This window comes from Synechococcus sp. MIT2312 (assembly GCF_059772315.1).
The window spans coordinates 1,698,957-1,716,880 of sequence record NZ_CM186281.1 but is presented as its reverse complement, the minus strand read 5'-3'; the positions used below and the strand labels follow the sequence as shown (position 1 = coordinate 1,716,880).

At 57.6% G+C, this 17,924-nt stretch carries 16 protein-coding genes; 11 read left to right on the top strand and 5 right to left on the bottom strand.

Annotation, left to right across the window (positions count from 1 at the left end):
* Position 1: 1 nt before the first annotated feature.
* From AC6EI9_RS09740 to AC6EI9_RS09730, 3 genes are read right to left on the bottom strand one after another with little or no spacing between them, the layout of a single operon-like run.
* Entirely contained in the window at positions 2–979 is a 978-nt protein-coding gene (locus AC6EI9_RS09740) for an alpha/beta fold hydrolase (protein WP_498467586.1), read from the bottom strand.
* The gene (locus tag AC6EI9_RS09735) at positions 942–4,235 is read right to left on the bottom strand and encodes an efflux RND transporter permease subunit (RefSeq protein ID WP_498467585.1); all 3,294 of its coding nucleotides are present in this window, start codon (positions 4,233–4,235) and stop codon (positions 942–944) included. Before AC6EI9_RS09735 ends, AC6EI9_RS09740 begins: the two co-directional genes overlap by 38 nt.
* Positions 4,236–4,241: 6 nt before the next feature.
* Positions 4,242–5,390: an efflux RND transporter periplasmic adaptor subunit gene (locus tag AC6EI9_RS09730; protein ID WP_498467584.1), complete on the bottom strand. Its 1,149-nt coding sequence runs from the start codon at positions 5,388–5,390 to the stop codon at positions 4,242–4,244.
* A gap of 484 nt (positions 5,391–5,874) precedes the next feature.
* Between AC6EI9_RS09730 and AC6EI9_RS09725 the strand changes: the two genes are divergently transcribed.
* From AC6EI9_RS09725 to AC6EI9_RS09715, 3 genes are all read left to right on the top strand, one after another.
* A complete protein-coding gene (locus tag AC6EI9_RS09725) occupies positions 5,875–6,087 on the top strand; it encodes a DUF2811 domain-containing protein (protein ID WP_498467583.1) in 213 nt (70 codons plus the stop codon).
* Positions 6,084–7,295, top strand: coding sequence for an 8-oxo-dGTP diphosphatase MutT (mutT, locus tag AC6EI9_RS09720; RefSeq protein ID WP_498467582.1), 1,212 nt, complete (start codon positions 6,084–6,086; stop codon positions 7,293–7,295). Before AC6EI9_RS09725 ends, mutT begins: the two co-directional genes overlap by 4 nt.
* A 122-nt stretch (positions 7,296–7,417) precedes the next feature.
* A complete protein-coding gene (locus AC6EI9_RS09715; RefSeq protein ID WP_498467581.1) occupies positions 7,418–8,452 on the top strand; it encodes a carbohydrate kinase family protein in 1,035 nt (344 codons plus the stop codon).
* Here AC6EI9_RS09715 and tsaE read toward each other — a convergent pair.
* Entirely contained in the window at positions 8,437–8,952 is a 516-nt protein-coding gene (tsaE, locus tag AC6EI9_RS09710) for a tRNA (adenosine(37)-N6)-threonylcarbamoyltransferase complex ATPase subunit type 1 TsaE (protein ID WP_498467580.1), read from the bottom strand. The two genes, AC6EI9_RS09715 and tsaE, sit on opposite strands and share 16 nt — an antisense overlap.
* A 30-nt stretch (positions 8,953–8,982) precedes the next feature.
* Here tsaE and ahcY point away from each other — a divergent pair, with 30 nt between their 5' ends.
* Complete coding sequence (gene ahcY, locus AC6EI9_RS09705; RefSeq protein WP_498467579.1) at positions 8,983–10,413, top strand: adenosylhomocysteinase; 1,431 nt, start codon at positions 8,983–8,985, stop codon at positions 10,411–10,413.
* 160 nt (positions 10,414–10,573) lie between these two features.
* A complete protein-coding gene (locus AC6EI9_RS09700; RefSeq protein WP_498467578.1) occupies positions 10,574–11,233 on the top strand; it encodes a DedA family protein in 660 nt (219 codons plus the stop codon).
* Positions 11,234–11,259: 26 nt separating this feature from the next.
* On the opposite strand, the gene AC6EI9_RS09695 is transcribed toward AC6EI9_RS09700, so the two are convergent.
* Entirely contained in the window at positions 11,260–11,640 is a 381-nt protein-coding gene (locus tag AC6EI9_RS09695; protein WP_498467577.1) for a single-stranded DNA-binding protein, read from the bottom strand.
* 152 nt (positions 11,641–11,792) lie between these two features.
* On the opposite strand from AC6EI9_RS09695, the gene AC6EI9_RS09690 reads away from it, so the two are divergent.
* The 6 genes from AC6EI9_RS09690 (at position 11,793) to lysS (ending at position 17,892) form a co-directional block, all read left to right on the top strand.
* Complete coding sequence (locus AC6EI9_RS09690) at positions 11,793–12,845, top strand: rod shape-determining protein (RefSeq protein WP_498470006.1); 1,053 nt, start codon at positions 11,793–11,795, stop codon at positions 12,843–12,845.
* Positions 12,846–12,850: 5 nt separating this feature from the next.
* A complete protein-coding gene (mreC, locus tag AC6EI9_RS09685) occupies positions 12,851–13,594 on the top strand; it encodes a rod shape-determining protein MreC (protein ID WP_498467576.1) in 744 nt (247 codons plus the stop codon).
* Between the two features lie 3 nt (positions 13,595–13,597).
* Complete coding sequence (locus tag AC6EI9_RS09680; protein ID WP_498467575.1) at positions 13,598–14,101, top strand: rod shape-determining protein MreD; 504 nt, start codon at positions 13,598–13,600, stop codon at positions 14,099–14,101.
* Positions 14,098–15,405, top strand: a complete 1,308-nt coding sequence (locus AC6EI9_RS09675; RefSeq protein WP_498467574.1) for an ABC transporter substrate-binding protein — start codon at positions 14,098–14,100, stop codon at positions 15,403–15,405. The genes AC6EI9_RS09680 and AC6EI9_RS09675 overlap by 4 nt, the downstream gene beginning before the upstream one ends.
* Positions 15,406–15,527: 122 nt before the next feature.
* Positions 15,528–16,337, top strand: coding sequence for a response regulator transcription factor RpaB (rpaB, locus tag AC6EI9_RS09670; RefSeq protein WP_067093321.1), 810 nt, complete (start codon positions 15,528–15,530; stop codon positions 16,335–16,337).
* 85 nt (positions 16,338–16,422) lie between these two features.
* Complete coding sequence (lysS, locus tag AC6EI9_RS09665; RefSeq protein ID WP_498467573.1) at positions 16,423–17,892, top strand: lysine--tRNA ligase; 1,470 nt, start codon at positions 16,423–16,425, stop codon at positions 17,890–17,892.
* Positions 17,893–17,924: the final 32 nt, after the last annotated feature.

Genomic DNA, 17,924 nt, shown 5'->3' with positions numbered 1-17,924 from the left:
ATTAATATATTTTGAGTATGTTGAGTAATTGAGCATTGACCTCGTTTGGGCTCTCGTCATGAGGGCAGTGACCTGCATTGTCCAATACTTTTAGTGATCGAATGCAGCTAAAACGTTGTTCCCACTCCTGGGCTTCGGCCAGAGGTTCCCAGGGATCTCTCTTGCCCCAAATCAGATCCACGGGCTGTTGAAGATTGTCCAGTAAATCCGGCGCTAGGTGGTCATTAAACAAATTGATGAAGCCGCGAAATGCTTCTGCTGCTCCAGGTCGTTGTGTTGGCTTGTAGAGAAGTTCCACTAGCTGATCATCAATGTTGTTGCCACTGGGGTAAGCCTGTTTCAAAACGCTTTTGATCACCCTTGGTCGTGCGGCATTGCGGAACAAAGCTGTACTCAGCCAGCGCTGGCTGACCAATGTCTTTAAGAGCGGCCTGATCCAGGCCATCCAGGCTGGTTGGGTCTCCAGTTGCTTGTCGTCCATCAGCCGTTGAGCGCAGTCGATCAGCACCACTCCTTTGCAATGGTCTTCAAGCAGCTGCGCGGCGCGTAACGCCACGACTCCGCCGATCGAGTTGCCGACCAGAACCACCGGACCTTGCACCACTGCTTTGCAGAAGTCGGCAACCTGCTGGCCCCAGAGATCGAAGCTATAGACGAGGGATTGACTGCGATCTGCCTGGCCTGAAGCAGGATGCTCGCCTGTCAGCAGTGCCTGAGGCTGGCTGCTGCCGCCAAAGCCGATCAGGTCGAGGGCATACGTCTGGGTTCGTTTCCCCAGAACAGGCAGATTGTGGCGCCAGTGGTTGCCGCTGGCACCGAAGCCATGCACCAGGACGACGGCGGGAACACGGCTGTTTTGGCCTTGCTCCTGAGTGTCTGCATGGCATTGCCAGGCGACCTCAAGATTGCTGCCATCGGCTTGTTTCCAGGTCCAGATTGAGTCAGCTGGCACCAGCGATTGATCCATCGTCTCTGCCATCCTGCTGCTTTTGGTTGAACAACCGCGCCTCTAGACCTTTGATCACGACATAGAAAGGTGGCACAACACCTAAAGAAAGCACTGTGGCAACCAAAAGCCCACCGAAAATCACAGTTCCCAGCGACTGCTGACTGTGAGCCCCGGCTCCGTTGGCTACGACCAGTGGAAGAAAACCGGCGAGGGCCGCGATTGCTGTCATCAGGATCGGACGAAGCCGCGATTCAGCAGATTCGATGACCGCTTCCGCAGCAGACTTGCCTTGTTGTAGGCGTTGCTCGGCGACCTCAACGATCAAAATTCCGTTTTTGGCGGCCAGACCGATCAGGGTCACAAGCCCGACCTGAGCGTAAATATTGAGATCAATCGAGCGCAGACCCAGGAAGGCCAGCGCGCCGAGCATCGCTAAAGGAACCGTCGCCAGGATGATGACAGGTGTCACGTAGCTTTCGTACTGGGCTGACAGCACCAGATAAACGATCAGCAGGCCGAGTCCGAACACCACCAGGCTGGCGTTGCCGGCGGAGAGTTGCAGCGCTGCAAGACCTGTAAAAGCAGAACCGATGTTGGTGAAATTCTCCTTTCTGAAGATCTGCTGCATGGCGTCCAGTGCCTGACCGCTGCTCTTGCCGGCGGCTTCAGCACCCTGGATCAAAATCGATCGGTACAGGTTGTAGTGATTGATCACAGGGGGTGCGCTGCTGAGATCAACGCTTGCGAACTGGGACACCTGGACCAGCTCACCATCTCTATCGCGAACGTAGATATCAAGGATGTCGTCAAAGTTCTCCCGTTGCTCCGGAGTTCCCTGCACATAGATGTTGCGAACCTGGCCGCTTTCGTAGGTGAGCCCCGAGTAGTTGCCACCCGTCACGATTGCGATGGTGTCCATTGCTTCCTGGTAATCGACGTTGAGGGCACCCATCACATCGCGATCAATCGACAGACCGACGGCTGGAGAGCTGGGATTGAACTGGGTGTAGACACTGGAGAAATCACCGCTGGCATTGGCGGTCTTGATCAGCTTTCCGGCCATCTCCGAAAACTCGTTGAAGCCGTAGCTGCCGTTGCTGAGATCGTTGAACTGGAAATAGAACCCACCTGAAGGAGAAAATCCCGGAACTGCCGGTGGACCGATGGCAATGGCAAGCCCACTGCTGAGTTCAATCAGCTGTGCATTCAGCCGTTTAATAATTGCGTCTGCACTGTCTTGGGCACTTCTGCGTTCCGAGAGCGGTTTGAACCCATAGAAAAACAGACCTTGGTCAGGGCTTGAGCCATTGAAGCCAGCGCCGTTGATCACGGAAGCGTTTTCGATGTCATCTTCTTTGCTGAGAATTTCAGCAATCTGAATCCCCACCTTTTGGGTCTCGACCAGGGAGGCACCGTTCTGCAGCTGGAAAATACCCATCCCGTAGCCCTGGTCTTCCTCAGGAATGAACGCCGCTGGGATGGCTGTGAAGGCCAGCAGGGTGAGCACCATGCCGGCCACCAGTCCTGTCATCACCAGCTTTCTTGCTTTGATCAGCCGTTGAAGCAGAGAGGTGTAGGCCTTCTGAAGCCGATCAAAGCCTGCATTGAAGCTTTCGAAAATCTTGGTCAGATTGGCACCGGCGAAGCCACCCACCAACACACCGGCGACGTAGGTCCAGCTCCCGAAGGAGTTGGCGCTGAATTTTCCGAAGGCGAGTCCCACGATCACTCCGGCAACGATCCAGCCCCAGCCCTTGGGTTGTCTCGGCTGCTCCTTGGGCAGGATTAGCCCTGAAAGCATTGGTGAAAAGGTGAGGGCGTTGAACGCAGAGATGGCGATGGAAAAAGCGATCGTTAATGCGAATTGCTTGTAAATAATGCCGATGCTGCCTGGGTAGAAGGCCACAGGCACGAACACGGCCATCAGCACCAGGGCTGTTGCCACCAGAGCACCAAACAGCTCTCCCATGCACTCAAGCGCTGCCTGTCTGGGCCGCATTCCCTTCTCGATGTTGGTGGAGACCGCCTCGATCACAACGATGGCGTCGTCCACAACCAGGCCTGTGGCCAGTACCAGGCCCAGCAGCGTCAATTGATTGATCGAAAAGCCGAAGGCCTTCAGAAAGCCAAAAGCGCCCACCAGCGAGATCGGGATGGCGAGGCTGGGAACGATGGTGGCCCTCCAGTTCTGAAGGAACAGGAACAGGATCACCAGCACCAGGATGATGGCCAGGCCGAGCGCATCGATCACACCTTCAACGGAGGATTCAATGAACTGGCCGACGTCATAGATCTGATCGACCTGCACGCCCGGGGGAGCAGTCGCGGCGAATTGATTCATCTGTGCAACGACCGCCTTGGAGACGTCCAGTGCATTGCTCGTTGGCGTCTGAAAAACAGCGACAGTCAAAGATGGTTGACTCCGTTTGTCGGTGGACTGAACGGTGTAAGTGTTGGTCCCATAGCGCACTTCTCCGACATCACGGAGCTTGAGAAGGTTTCCTGTCTCTGTTCTGCTGATGATCAGATTCTCGAACTGTTCGAGCGTGATCAGATTGCCGTTGTCCTCAACCAGGATTGGATAAGTGAATGTTTGATCGCCTGAGGCTGGCGGTCCTCCGATGAGGCCGCCGATCGCCACGCTGTTTTGTGCTTTAACAGCAGAAATCACATCTTCGGAAGTCAGCCCATTGGCGGCCAATTTGTCTGGATCGACAAACAGCCAGAAGGCTGGAGTGGCTCCGCCATAGACGGTCACTGTGGCGACACCTTCGACCCTCGAAAGTGGGTAATAAAGCTGCTCGTAGATCAGGCCATTGAGATAACTAATGTCGAACTGACCTTCGCTTGAGCCCACCTGGTAGGCCAACAGGATTGAAGGTGTGCTCTGCTTGACTGATACCCCTGTGTCAGACACTTGTCCGGGAAGCTGGGGCATCGCCAGGTTCACCCTGTTCTGCACATTGACCTGATCGATATCGATATCTGTTGTTTCATCGAAATAGACACTGATCGAGCTGTTTCCCTCCATGTCGCTGTTGGAGGTGATGTAACTGACTCCTGGTGTGCCGTTGATCTGTTGCTCCAGGGGATTGGTCACTGCCTGCTCGGTCACCTCCGCATTGGCACCGCTATATCCAGAGGTGACCTGAATCACCGGATTGGCGATGTTTGGAAGATTGGCGATCGGAAGCGTAGGAATGCTGATGACACCCACCAGCACGATCAGAATGCTGCAGACCGTTGTCAGAACCGGCCTTTTAATGAACTTGTCTGAGAAGGACATCGCTGCTTAGTCCTTCGTTGTTTTCTTCGGCAGGGCTCGCTGCGATGAGCTCGCAGGTGCCACTTTCACCGGCATACCGCTGCGCAGTTGACTGGTGTTGCTCACCGCCACTGTGTCTGCTCGGTTGAGCCCTGATTGAACGGGGTAGAAATTGTTTTGCAGTTGTCCCAGCTCCACCTTGGTTTGCACCACAATCGGTGTTGCGGGGGGCAGCTTCTCAAGTGTTTTCTTTGTTGCTTCTGGAACGTTTGCTGAAGCTTTGATCCCAGGCAGGGCTCTGCTCAGAGGAATCAACTTGTAAACGAAAGGTTGTTCGGCCTGCATCATCACGGCCTGCACGGGCACAGCGAGAGTCTGTTTGCGTCCGGTGATGATTGCGCTTTTCACGAATTGTCCGGTTTTCAACTTTCCGGTGAGATTCGGGAATTCCGCTTTCACCAGCACGGTGTTGGGCGCACTGGAATGACTGCTCGTCCCGAAGTAGGGGGAGATGAAGACGACCGAACCCTCTCCCTGCACAGGGGGATTCCCTTGGGATGCAACCTTCACGGTCTGGCCGATTGCTACGTCTCCGGCATGAGTGGCTGGGATCTCCATCAAAGTCCAGAGGGTTGAGTTATTCACGATCCCGGTAATTTCTTGACCGGTTTGGATGTAATCGCCGAGCTTCACTGTGTCGAGGTTGCCGATCACGCCATCGATCGGTGAGCGCACGAATTTGTATCCGAGGTTTGCCGCTGCGGTGCGTGCCTGATCACGGGACGTGATCGCCTGGGTGGCGTACTGGTCACGCAGTTCGGCTGAGGTGGCTCCGTTTTTGAAGAGGAACTCGTACCGCTCGGCATTGAGCTTGTCGGTGAGGGCCTGAGCCTTGGCAGCATCCAATGCAGCGCTTTCCTGCACGTTGTCGAGCACCAGAATCGGCTGATTGGCACTGACCTTCTGGCCATCCTTGACCAGTACCTGCACCACCCGACCATCGGTTTCCGGCATCAGCGACACGGTGGTGGTGGACTCCAGCAGGCTGATGGCCTGGATGTTGGGTTCAAAGGTGGCGTCGGTGATCGTTGCCGCCTGCACTGTCAGCATTGATCGCGCAGCCTGTTTGGGTTTGCCGCAGCCGGTGAGCAGTCCCACGGCGACAAGAGCGCACAACACGGATCGCCGCACTGAATCCCACGCAGATGCGTCGGACGTTACCGGTTTTTTTCAAACCGCACCGCATCAGAGAGCATGCGTGCACATTTCTGTTGGACGGTTATCGAGACTGCAGCAATTGATGATTCTGGTGAGCCGATCTGGATTGATCAGCAGCCGTGAACAACGATTGTTTTCGGGCTGGACCGAGGGGTTTTGCACAGTTTTTCCACAACACTGTTTGGGCAGATCTCAGCTGCGGGAGTGGCTTTTGGTTGCGGCAGGGGAAAAGCCCCTAACCCCTTGACGGAAGGTGCAATGGCCGCTCCTGCCAGTGAAATGTTGCTTTTGAAAGCAGGCAAAAGCCCCTTCACCACTCGCTTCTCGCGATCAGTGGTTTTTTGCTTGCCGAGAATTTGCTGTTTTGACAGCTAGTCGGTTGGCATGGCCTGATGGATGGGTTGACAGCCAACGGCCTGAGTTGCACGAGACCCCGGATGCGATGCCTGCACACGTCAGTGTGGAAAATCAGTTAACGGAGGATCTGCATCGCGCCATGGGGATCTTTATTGAAGAGCATCCCCAGTGGGATCAATATCGATTGGTGCAGGCAGCCATTGCTGGCTTCCTGTTTCAGCAGGGTTGCAAGGACCCTTCGGTGCTGCGTCACTATCTCGGCGGGTTGTTCTGTCGGGAGGAGTCCTGCACGCTGTGAACGATCGATCCACAGCCCTGCTGGAGCGGTGCAGGGAACCATTGTTGTCTCCAGCAAATTCGGAATGGGCAGCGCGGTCTTTGTTGAGTTGGTGGCAGCAGCACGGTCGCTGCGATCCAAAGCAGAAGCCCTGGATGTTCAGGGCAGATGGTCGGTGGCCTGCTGCTGAGGAGGGCCTTGATCCTTACCCGATCTGGATTGCGGAGGTGATGCTGCAGCAAACCCAGTTGCAGGTGGTGCTGCCTTACTGGCAGCGATGGATGCAGGCTTTCCCAAGGCTTGAGGTGCTTGCCGCGGCGTCGGAGCAGCAGGTGTTGTTGCTTTGGCAGGGCCTTGGTTACTACTCACGCGCCCGCCGTTTGCACGCCACATCTCGGTTGCTGCTCACTGAATTGCAGCGCCATCAAGGGGATGTGAACGATCCGGTGACTGGCAGTGATTGGCCTTTCGACCTGGAGACCTGGCTGGCATTGCCCGGTATCGGCCGCAGCACAGCCGGTGGCATCCTGTCGTCGGCCTTCAATAGCCCTCTGGCCATCCTCGACGGCAATGTGCGTCGGGTGCTGGCCAGGTTGCATGCCCATCCAGAGCCTCCAATGCGAGCGCAGGCTCAGTTTTGGGTTTGGAGTGAGGAGTTCATTGATGCCGTTCCCCGTCTGAGCCGTGATCTCAATCAGGCACTGATGGATCTTGGTGCCACGGTCTGTACTCCCCGTCGTCCTTCCTGTGAGCTTTGTCCCTGGGATGCGCACTGTGCTGCTTACGCTTCCGGTTCTCCTCAGCAGTACCCCGTGAAAGAGGCACCACGTGACATCCCTTTCCAGGTGATTGGTGTGGGTGTGGTTCTGAATGACGCAGCTGAGGTTCTGATCGATCAGCGCCTCAATGAGGGACTGTTGGGCGGTCTCTGGGAATTTCCAGGGGGCAAGCAGGAGCCTGATGAAGTCATCACAGACACCGTCCGCCGTGAGTTGCGCGAGGAGTTGGCAATTGAAGTCAGAGTTGACCACAAGCTGATCACGGTGGATCACGCCTACAGCCACAAAAAGCTGCGTTTTGAGGTCTATCTCTGTCGATGGCTTTCAGGAGATCCCCAACCTCTGGCCAGTCAGCAGGTGCGCTGGGTGAAGCCGTCCGACCTCGCTGATTACCCCTTCCCTGCCGCGAATGGGCGCATCATCACCGCATTGCTCGAGCACCTTGCTTGAAGCTGTTGATTGCACGTTCTGTCTTGATGGATCACTGAACGAGCCTTGAAGCTGAACAGCGATTGCGCTGCCTGACGTCTGTGGAATTTCTGGCCACGCTGCTGATAGCCGCAGCAGGTCTGATGTCTGATTCCGCTCCGCAGGTGCTGTGTCTCGGTGAAGCCCTCGTGGATCGACTCGGACCACTGGGTTGTGACCCTGCTTTGGCTGCTCCACTGGATTGTGACGACCGTCTTGGCGGCGCTCCTGCCAATGTTGCTTGTGCGTTGGCCCGGCTTGGGACACCGGTCGCCTTTATCGGTCGGCTGGGTTCCGATGCCATCGGTAACAACTTTCAGGAATTGCTTGGTAATCGAGGTGTTGATCTTCGCGGCCTCCAGATTGATTCTCAACGACCCAGCCGCGTGGTGCTTGTGCGCCGTAATTCTTCTGGAGAGCGTGTCTTTCAGGGATTCTCAGGTGATCGCGGCGAGGGCTTCGCCGATCAGGCTTTGAATCAGACCAGTCTTGATCCGATCTGGTGTGCCCTGGCAGCGGAAGCACGCTGGCTGTTGATCGGCACCATTCCTCTAGCCACAGAGGCTTCTGCAGCAACTTTGCGCTCCGCGGTCAGTCAGGCCGAGCGGGATGGAGTGCGGATTGCCCTCGATGTGAACTGGCGCCCCACGTTCTGGGATCCGTCAGCGGACCCGGTGGCAGGTCCTCCCCCGCAGGCTCTGGCTCTGATGCAACCTTTTCTCGAGAAAGCCGGATTGATCAAACTGGCCAGGGAAGAGGCGGAGTGGCTGTTCAGCTGCAGTGACCCCGCAGAGATCAGTGCCTCGTTGCCTCAGCAGCCCGATGTTCTGGTGACTGACGGCGGTCACCCCGTGAAGTGGTTCATGGCCGGCCACAAGGGTTCGATGACGGTTCTGGCGCCTGCTCAGATCGTTGACACCACTGGTGCTGGAGACGCTTTTACAGCTGGACTGCTGCATCAACTGGTGACACTGACCCCGTCCATTGGCCAGCCACTTCAGCTCAGTGCAGCGGTGGTGGAGCAGGTTGTTCGCTATGCGGCCGCATGCGGGGCGCTGGTCTGTTCCGGTGCCGGGGCAATCGATCCACAACCTTTGCCCAGCATGGTTGTGGAGTTTCTCGATCAACTCGACTCCTGATTGGTCTGGGTTCTGATCTGATCGCTTTTGTACAGAGTTGCCAGCCTGCCTCCCTCGCTTCGGTGAGTCAGCTTCACTCTCCAGGCTTCCGGAAGGGCAAGGCTGAGTCGTTCCGACCATTCCACAACCAGGATGGCTCCCATCCCAATCGCTTCTTCCTCTTCCTGAAGGAACAGGTCATCCGCAGCTGCTGGTAACTCCAGCCGGTAGAGATCCAGATGAACCAGTGGTGGTTGCCCCTGGGGGTAGTGCTGAGCAAGGGCAAAGGTTGGGCTGGTAATCGGTTCGTCGATGCCCACAGCTGAGGCGATGCCTTGCACCAGTGAGGTCTTTCCTGCACCGAGGGTGCCCTCGAGCAGCAGGAGTGATGGACGTTCAGGCTGTTGCACCAGATACCCGCCCAGGGCTCGTGTGGCCTCCAGATCCTTCAGGATCCAGCTCCAATCAGTAGATTGCTTGATCAGCGAGCCCGAAGCCTCGGCGTCTCCGCAGATATTCAACTCCACACTCTTTTAGGGAGCACACAAACCATGGTGGCAGCGCCCACGTCCGCGGCTGAGCTGAAGCTTGGCGTCGATTGCGTCATTGCTGATATCAACCAGGCTGATTTCGGCCGCAAGGAACTCGATATCGCCGAGACCGAGATGCCTGGCCTGATGGCATTGCGCAAAAAATATGGCAGCGAAAAGCCCCTCAAGGGCGCCCGCATCGCCGGGTCATTGCACATGACGATCCAGACCGCTGTTCTGATTGAAACGCTGGTTGAGCTTGGCGCCGACGTGCGTTGGGCCTCCTGCAACATTTTCTCGACTCAGGACCACGCTGCAGCTGCAATCGCAGCCAAGGGAATCCCCGTGTTTGCAGTGAAGGGCGAAACTCTCGAGGAATACTGGGAGTACACCCACCGCATCCTCGAGTGGGGCGATGGTGGCTCACCCAACATGATTCTCGACGACGGTGGCGATGCCACCGGTCTGGTGATGCTGGGAAGCAAGGCCGAGCAGGACATCACAGTTCTCGACAACCCTTCGAATGAGGAAGAGACCTACCTCTTTGCCTCCATCAAGAAGAAACTTGCTCAGGATTCCAGTTTCTACAGCCGCACAAAAGCGCAGATTCAGGGCGTCACTGAGGAAACCACCACGGGTGTGGCTCGTCTCTACAAGATGCAGAAGAGCGGCGAATTGCCCTTCCCTGCAATCAACGTCAACGACTCGGTCACCAAGAGCAAATTCGACAACCTCTACGGTTGCCGCGAGTCACTGGTTGACAGCATCAAGCGTGCCACCGACGTGATGGTTGCCGGCAAGCAGGCGCTGGTGATCGGCTATGGCGATGTGGGCAAGGGTTCCGCTCAGTCCCTGCGTGGACTGGGTGCAACCGTCTGCATTGCTGAGGTGGATCCCATCTGTGCCTTGCAGGCAGCCATGGAGGGCTATCGCGTCGTCCGTCTGGAGGATGTTGTTGAAGACATGGACATCTTCGTGACGGCCACCGGCAACTACCAGGTGATCCGCAATGAGCACCTGGTGAAGATGAAGGATGAGGCGATCGTCTGCAACATCGGTCATTTCGATAATGAAATTGATGTTGCTTCACTCAAAGATTATGAGTGGGAAAACATCAAGCCTCAGGTCGATCACATCACTCTTCCCAGTGGCAACAAGATCATCCTGCTGGCAGAAGGTCGTCTGGTGAATCTGGGCTGCGCCACAGGTCATCCCAGCTTCGTGATGAGTAACTCTTTCACCAACCAGGTGTTGGCTCAGATTGAGATCTTCACCAAGGGCAAAGAGTATGGAAAGGAGGTCTACGTGCTGCCGAAACATCTCGACGAGATGGTGGCTCGATTACACCTTGGCCGTATCGGTGCCCAGCTCACCGAGCTCAGCAAGGATCAGGCCGATTACATCAACGTGCCGGTTTCAGGCCCCTACAAGCCTGACCATTACCGCTACTGATTGTTTGTCGCACAAGCTTTCTCGCTTGTTTTCTTCAGCCAGGTCACTGTTGTGATCTGGCTTTTTTATTGGATCAAGACTTCAACTGAAGTTCTGATGGTCTCAATCTGCGCTTTCAGGGTTGCTTCATGGAAGACTTGCCACGACTTCAGCATGCTCCATGGGGCTCACCGAATTTGTTACCCAATTGCCCGATTGGATCGGCCAGGCCGTGGAGGCCAATCCCTGGGCGGGTTACGCCGCAATTTTCGCGGCCATGTTCCTGGAGAATCTGTTTCCGCCGATTCCTTCCGAGCTGATCATGCCGCTCGGAGGTTTTTATGTGCAGCAGGGTCAGCTGCAGTTGATTCCCGTGGTGATTGCGGGTTTGCTGGGGACTGTCCTTGGCGCTTTGCCCTGGTATGGGATTGGCCGCCTGATCAATGAAGAACGCATTGAGCAGTGGCTCAGTCGTCATGGTCGCTGGATCGGCATCAGTCCGGAGGAGTTGTCTCGAAGTCGCCGCTGGTTCAGCCGCTACGGAACTGCCCTGGTGTTTTGGGGGCGACTGGTGCCAGGCATTCGCACTTTGATTTCAGTGCCAGCTGGGATCGAGTTGATGCCGATCACGCCTTTCCTGATCTGGACGACTGCCGGCAGTTTGATCTGGACCTTGTTGCTGACTGTCGCCGGCATGGTCCTTGGTGAGGGCTACAGCAACGTGGAGGCCTGGATCGATCCGGTTAGCAAGGTGATCAAGGTGTTGCTGGTGGTCGCCGTGCTCGCTGGTGGGATCTGGTTGGGTCTCAGGATTTGGAGGCGTCGCCAGTCCGCCGATTGATGGCGGACTGAGCAATCAGGCCAACATCAGAAGGGCACTTCTTCGTCGCTGGGGCTTCCGCCGCCAAAACTGCCGCCTGCTTCCTGGTTGTCTCGCTTCGAGCCCAGAAGTTCCAGTCGATCAACCCGAACCACGGGTTTGCTGCGCTCTTCACCACTGTTCCGGTCGTTCCAGCGGTCCAGCTTGAAGCTGCCGATGATGCCGAGCAGAGAACCCTTCTTCACGTAGTCGGCTGCCACCTGAGCCTGTTTTCCCCAGATTTCCAGGTTGAACCAGTCGGGCTCGTCATCGCGGCTGCGGCGGTTCACGGCGATGGTGAGGTTCGCCACCATGCTGCCTGATTCGAAATACCTGACTTCTGGATCACGGCCGGCACGGCCGACCAAAGTCACGGAGTTGACACCCATTGAATCTCTCCTGTTTGTGGGTCAATGATGCGCCACGGTTGTCAAAACTGACGGTTGTCGTGGCTGCCTTCTAGAAGTTCCACCTTCGATCGAATCTGTAACAGATAGGGCCTGAGACTGCCCCTATGATTCGCCGAAATGTGTTCTCGCCAGTGCTGTTCCGCCGTTTCCAGCTGTCCCGCGATATCGGCATCGACCTGGGCACTGCCAACACCCTGATTTACGTCTCGGGCAAGGGGATCGTGTTGCAGGAGCCCTCTGTGGTGGCCCTTGATCTCGAACGCGGCGTGACCATGGCCGTTGGAGACGAGGCCAAGCTGATGCTGGGCCGCACGCCCGGAAATATTCGTGCTGTTCGCCCCCTTCGCGATGGTGTAATTGCCGATTTCGACGCGGCTGAGCAGATGCTGAAAACCTTCATTCAGAAAGGCAATGAAGGCCGCGGCATCGTGGCCCCTCGCCTGGTTGTGGGGATTCCTAGTGGTGTCACCGGCGTGGAGCGGCGCGCGGTGCGGGAGGCCGGTCTTGCTGGAGCACGGGAGGTTCATCTCATTGATGAGCCTGTCGCTGCTGCAATCGGCGCCGGTCTGCCGGTCACGGAGCCTGTTGGCACGATGATTGTCGACATCGGCGGCGGCACCACGGAAGTTGCGGTGCTCAGCCTTGGTGGCACCGTGCTCAGTGAATCTGTGCGGGTTGCCGGAGATGAGATCAGTGATTCCATCGGCGTCTACCTGAAGAAAGTGCACAACCTCGTCGTGGGTGAGCGCACTGCAGAAGAGATCAAGATCCGCATCGGTTCCGCATTCCCCGATGACGAGTTCGATCAGACGGTGATGGATGTGCGCGGCCTGCACCTGTTGTCTGGACTGCCGCGCACCATTCAGCTGCAGGCCGGAGATCTGCGTGAGGCCATCGCTGAACCTTTGAACGTGATTGTGGAGGCTGTGAAGCGGACCCTCGAGCGCACTCCGCCCGAGCTTGCTGCCGACATCGTCGATCGCGGAATCATGCTGGCCGGTGGCGGTGCGTTGGTGCGCGGCATCAGTGATCTGATCAGCCATGAAACGGGGATCTTCACCCACATTGCAGAGGAGCCACTTCTCTGTGTTGTCAAGGGTTGTGGTCAGGTTCTTGAGGATTACAAGCGTCTGCAGAGGGTGCTCGATACACCTGAATTTGTGCGCTCCGCTGCCGCTATCTGATCGCCATGGGTTCCTCCCAGAGGCCCCAGGGGGCAAGGCTGCGATCCATTCAGCGGCTATGGCCATGGTTGTTGTTGTTGCTGGCTCTTGGTCTGGTGCGTCTGAGCAAAGGGGCTGGCTTTGCTGATGCCTTCGCCTTGTTGAGCCGACCCTTCTGGCCGGGTGCTGCTCAGAGCGAGTGGATTGAGACTGCCAAACAGCAGGAGCAGCTGTCCCGCCTCGAACTTCTGGAGCAAGACAACGCACGCCTGAGGGGGCTGTTGGCGCTGGATCAGCAGTCGTCGGGAGACTGGCTTCAGGCTGCGGTAATTTCCCGCACAGCATCAGGCTGGTGGCAACAGTTGCTGCTGGGCAAAGGCTCGATTGAAGGTGTGGGGAAAGATGATGCAGTGATCGGTCCTGGAGGCTTGGTCGGCAGGGTTCAGAGCGTCACACCAGCCACCAGCAATGTTCGTCTGCTGACGGCCCCTGGCAGTCGCATCGGCGTCTGGTTGCCGCGCACCCAGCAGCATGGGCTTCTGGTCGGCCTTGGAACAGCCCGGCCACAGTTGCAATTTCTCGATAAGGACATCCAGGTCCGTCCAGGTGATCTGGTCAGTACTTCTCCGGCGAGCACTTTGCTGCCCCCTAATTTGCCTGTGGCAGTGGTGCAGTCGCTCAATGCCAGGTCGGTCCCTGCTCCAACCGCTCTTGTGCAGCTGATCGCCCCGCCTGATGCCATTGATTGGGTCCAGGTCAAGGTGCGCTGACGGATGACGCGTCTGCATCGACAACCCATCTGTGTGGCTTCTGCCCTCTTGGTGCCGGTCCTGCAGATGGCAGCACCGTCCTGGATCAATCTGGATGGTGTTCCGCCCAGCTGGGCGATCCTTTGGTTGCTGCCCTGGTCACTGGTGGATGGTCCGCTGGCCGGTGCGATCGCAGGAGCAGCGATTGGGCTTGTGCTTGATGGTCTGAGCCTCGGGGATGTCAGTCAGGTGCCCGCTCTGGTCTTGATGGGTTGGTGGTGGGGCCGTCTGGGACGCCGCGGCCCGCCGATTCAGCGCAGCCTCAATCTGGGATTGCTTGCCTGGATCGGCTCGCTGGTCTTGGGTTTGTCCCTGTGGCTCCAGTGGCTGGTGCTGGGATTGTCCGATGGTCTGATCCAGTCGTGGGCGCTGCACACCACGCTTGCCCAGGCTCTGATCACTGGACTGCTGGCGCCGTTGGTTGGATCCTGGCAGCTGCTTTTGTGGCGACGGCGAGCACCCGCATGATTGTGTCTTTGCGACGGCGCCGGTTTCTGACCGGCCTGGCTCTCTCCGGTTTGGCAGTGTCCATCTGGGGGTGTCGTCCGGGTTCGCTCCCGGAGGGAACTCTCCAGCTTTGGACGCTGCAGCTGGCCCCAAAGTTCAATCCTTATATGGATGACGTGCTTGGGTCCTGGGACAAGCTCCATCCAGAGGCACAAGTGCGATGGACAGATCTCCCCTGGGGATCGGTGGAGCGCAAGCTGTTAGCGGCTGTGTTTGCACGCACCGCTCCGGATGTGGTGAACCTCAATCCACCTTTCGCTGCCAATCTGGCCAGCAAGGGTGGCCTCACTGATCTCACAGCTCTTTTGCCGCCTGGTGCAGAGCAGAACTACCTGCCATCGGTCTGGGAGGCAGCCAGGGATCCTGAGGCGGGTCAGATCGCCATTCCCTGGTATCTGACTGTCCGTCTGAGCCTGGTGAACGGAGACCTTCTGCGTGAGGCGGGTCTTTCCAGGGCTCCTCGTCGATGGGATGAAGTGCCTGCTTATGCCCGCAGCATCCGCGAGCAAACGGGTCGTTACGGTCTTTTTGTCACTGTGGTTCCCGACGACTCCGCAGAGCTTTTGGAGTCGCTCGTGCAGATGGGCGTGAATCTTCTGGATGCACGTCAGAGAGCCGCATTCAACACGCCGGCAGGTCGCAAGGCCTTCGCGTTCTGGACTGATCTGTATCGCGAAGGTTTGTTGCCCCGCGAAGTGGTGAGTCAGGGACAGCGGCGGGCCATTGAGCTTTACCAGAGTGGTGAGCTTGCATTGCTTGCCAGCGGCGCTGAGTTTCTGCGCAGTATCCAGACCAATGCCCCCGGTGTGGCTGCGGTGACCTCGCCTCAGCCACCTCTGACTGGCTCGGACGGTACGGCCAATGTTGCCTTGATGACGTTGGCCGTGCCCCGGCAGAGTCAGCAGGCTCGCGATGCTGTTGAGCTGGCCCTGTTCCTGACCAACGGAACCAATCAAGCTCGTTTCGCTCGCGAGGCGAGAGTGCTTCCCTCTTCTCTTGAAGCGCTTGCTGCGATTCGTGCAGAGCTTGTTGCTGAGCAGCCATCCAACCCTGCCGAAGCTCAGATCCGTGATGCACGTCTGATGTCGGCCGAGACCTTGAACAGTGCCCGGGTGCTTGTGCCTGCGACTCCGGGTGTGAAGCGCTTGCAGAGCATCATCTACACCCAGTTGCAGCGGGCGATGTTGGGTCAGATCAGCAGTGATCAGGCCGTGCTTGAAGCAGAGCAGCAATGGAACCGTTATGCCAGTGCCCGTTGGCCCTGAAACCCTTGTTCGCTGACTGCTTCAATTCTTAAAAGAAGCCAAAACCTGTTCCCGGTTTGGATCGCGGAGCTCGATCCGTTCGCGTCGAACGGTAGGGTTGCAATTCTTACCCGATGGAGTGTATGCCCGAAGGCCCATCCCACCAACTTGATGGCGATGGGTCTCTCCAGGGAGCTCCAGAGTCTGTCAAGGCCACATTGTTAGTCGTTGACGACGAGCCTGCAGTTCGTCGTGTCCTGGTGATGCGACTTCAGTTAGCTGGCTACCGCGTTGTCTGTGCGGAAGATGGCGAGGAGGCCCTTGAGGTGTTCCATCGCGAATCGCCCGACCTCGTCGTTCTCGACGTGATGCTGCCGAAGTTGGATGGTTTCGCTGTTTGTCGGCGTCTGCGGGCTGAATCCTGCGTGCCGATCATTTTCCTGTCGGCCCTTGAAGCCATTTCTGAACGAGTGGCAGGTCTTGATCTCGGTGCAGATGACTACCTGCCCAAACCGTTCAGTCCCAAAGAACTGGAAGCCAGAATTGCCACGATTCTGCGTCGCGTGGGTCGAGGATCAGCCACAGCTGAGCCTCGTGAGCTGCCGACAGGCCAGGGTGTCGTTCGCGTTGGTGACCTTGTGGTGGACACCAATCGTCGCCAGGTGACACGCGGCAGTGAGCGCATTTCGCTGACCTATACCGAATTCAGCCTGCTGGAGCTCCTGTTCAGGGAACCCGGGCGGGTCGTTCCGCGTGCGGAAATTCTTGAGCAGCTCTGGGGTTACCCGCCTCGCCGTGCAGCGGACCTGCGAGTGGTTGATGTTTACGTCGCGCGATTGCGCGGCAAACTTGAGCCGGATCCGCGAAATCCTGAACTGATTCTCACAGTGCGCGGTATCGGTTATTCCTCCCAGCGCATGGGCGATAACGCTCCCGCCGCAGTGGCCAGTTGAGATTGTCCTGCTGACGCTCTGACGCCGATTTCTCGCTTGTGGGGACCATCGACCGGCAGGATGGCGCCCAAGTGCATTCTTTGTCGTGTCTGAACTGCGAGAGACCCGTTTGGAGAAGGCGAATGCACTCAGGGAGCAGGGTGTAGAGCCGTATGCCCTCCATTTCGATCCAACCGATCGGATGGCTCAGTTGCAGGCTGCCCATACTGATTTACCCAACGGGGAGGAGCGGGATCTCAACGTGGCCGTCGCCGGTCGGGTGATGACGCGACGGGTGATGGGCAAACTTGCTTTCTTCACCCTCTCTGATGAGACGGGCACGATCCAGCTGTTTCTGGAGAAATCGACTCTGGGGGAGTCGTTTGCTCAGATCACGTCGCTTGTGGATGCAGGCGACCTCATAGGTGTGCGCGGCATCCTGCGCCGAACGGATCGCGGTGAGCTCTCGGTGAAAGTGGCGGAGTGGACCATGCTCACCAAGGCCTTGCAGCCGTTGCCTGATAAGTGGCATGGTCTCGCCGATGTGGAAAAACGCTACCGACAGCGCTACCTCGACCTGATCGTGACCCCTCAGTCGCGGGAAACGTTCCGGCGGCGTGCGCTAACAGTGAGCTCAATCCGGCGCTGGTTGGATGATCGCGACTTCCTGGAGATCGAGACACCCGTTCTCCAGAGCCAGCCGGGGGGTGCTGATGCTCGGCCCTTTGAAACGCATCACAACGCTCTGGACCTGCCGCTGACGTTGCGAATCGCCACGGAATTGCACCTCAAGAGACTGGTTGTGGGGGGCTTCGAGCGTGTGTACGAGCTGGGCAGGATCTTCCGCAACGAGGGCATCAGCACTCGACATAACCCTGAATTCACTTCTGTGGAGGTGTACCAGGCCTACTCCGATTACCTGGGGATGATGGAGCTCACTGAGCAGATGATCAGTTCTGTCTGCCAGGAGGTCTGCGGTGGTCAGACCATCACCTATCAAGGCACCGAGATTGATCTGACCCCTCCCTGGAGGCGGGCAACCATGCATGAGCTGGTCCAGGACGCAACCGGCCTGGACTTTCATGCATTCAGCACTCGAGAGGAAGCCGCAGCGGCCATGGCGGCCAAGGGGCTGCACGTTCCTGCATTGGCCGATTCCCTGGGACGGCTTCTGAATGAAGCGTTTGAACAGGCTGTGGAGTCCACTCTGATCCAGCCCACGTTTGTGATGGACTATCCCCTGGACATTTCGCCCCTGGCTCGTCCGCATCGCAGCAAGCCCGGTTTGGTTGAACGGTTTGAACTGTTCATCGTTGGCAGAGAGCACGCCAATGCGTTCAGTGAGCTCACTGATCCTGTCGACCAGCGTCAGCGCCTGGAAACACAGCAGGAGCGCAAAGCCGCTGGCGATCTGGAAGCGCAGGGTTTGGATGAGGATTTCGTCAATGCTCTGGAGGTGGGCATGCCTCCCACAGGTGGCCTCGGCATCGGCATCGATCGATTGGTGATGCTGCTCACGGACAGCCCCTCCATCCGTGACGTGATTGCCTTCCCGTTGCTTCGCCCCGAGGTTTGAGTGTGTTGGGAGGTTGCCTTGTGCCCTCAGGG

What these genes read in the sequence shown, in the direction of transcription:
- AC6EI9_RS09725 (WP_498467583.1), top strand. Translation starts at nt 5,875, where the DNA reads ATGCCTGCACACGTCAGTGTGGAAAATCAGTTAACGGAGGATCTGCAT.
- ahcY (WP_498467579.1), top strand. Translation starts at nt 8,983, where the DNA reads ATGGTGGCAGCGCCCACGTCCGCGGCTGAGCTGAAGCTTGGCGTCGAT.
- AC6EI9_RS09675 (WP_498467574.1), top strand. Translation starts at nt 14,098, where the DNA reads ATGATTGTGTCTTTGCGACGGCGCCGGTTTCTGACCGGCCTGGCTCTC.
- AC6EI9_RS09700 (WP_498467578.1), top strand. Translation starts at nt 10,574, where the DNA reads ATGGGGCTCACCGAATTTGTTACCCAATTGCCCGATTGGATCGGCCAG.
- rpaB (WP_067093321.1), top strand. Translation starts at nt 15,528, where the DNA reads ATGCCCGAAGGCCCATCCCACCAACTTGATGGCGATGGGTCTCTCCAG.
- AC6EI9_RS09680 (WP_498467575.1), top strand. Translation starts at nt 13,598, where the DNA reads ATGACGCGTCTGCATCGACAACCCATCTGTGTGGCTTCTGCCCTCTTG.
- mreC (WP_498467576.1), top strand. Translation starts at nt 12,851, where the DNA reads ATGGGTTCCTCCCAGAGGCCCCAGGGGGCAAGGCTGCGATCCATTCAG.
- AC6EI9_RS09740 (WP_498467586.1), bottom strand. Translation starts at nt 979, where the DNA reads ATGGCAGAGACGATGGATCAATCGCTGGTGCCAGCTGACTCAATCTGG.
- AC6EI9_RS09695 (WP_498467577.1), bottom strand. Translation starts at nt 11,640, where the DNA reads ATGGGTGTCAACTCCGTGACTTTGGTCGGCCGTGCCGGCCGTGATCCA.
- AC6EI9_RS09715 (WP_498467581.1), top strand. Translation starts at nt 7,418, where the DNA reads ATGTCTGATTCCGCTCCGCAGGTGCTGTGTCTCGGTGAAGCCCTCGTG.
- AC6EI9_RS09735 (WP_498467585.1), bottom strand. Translation starts at nt 4,235, where the DNA reads ATGTCCTTCTCAGACAAGTTCATTAAAAGGCCGGTTCTGACAACGGTC.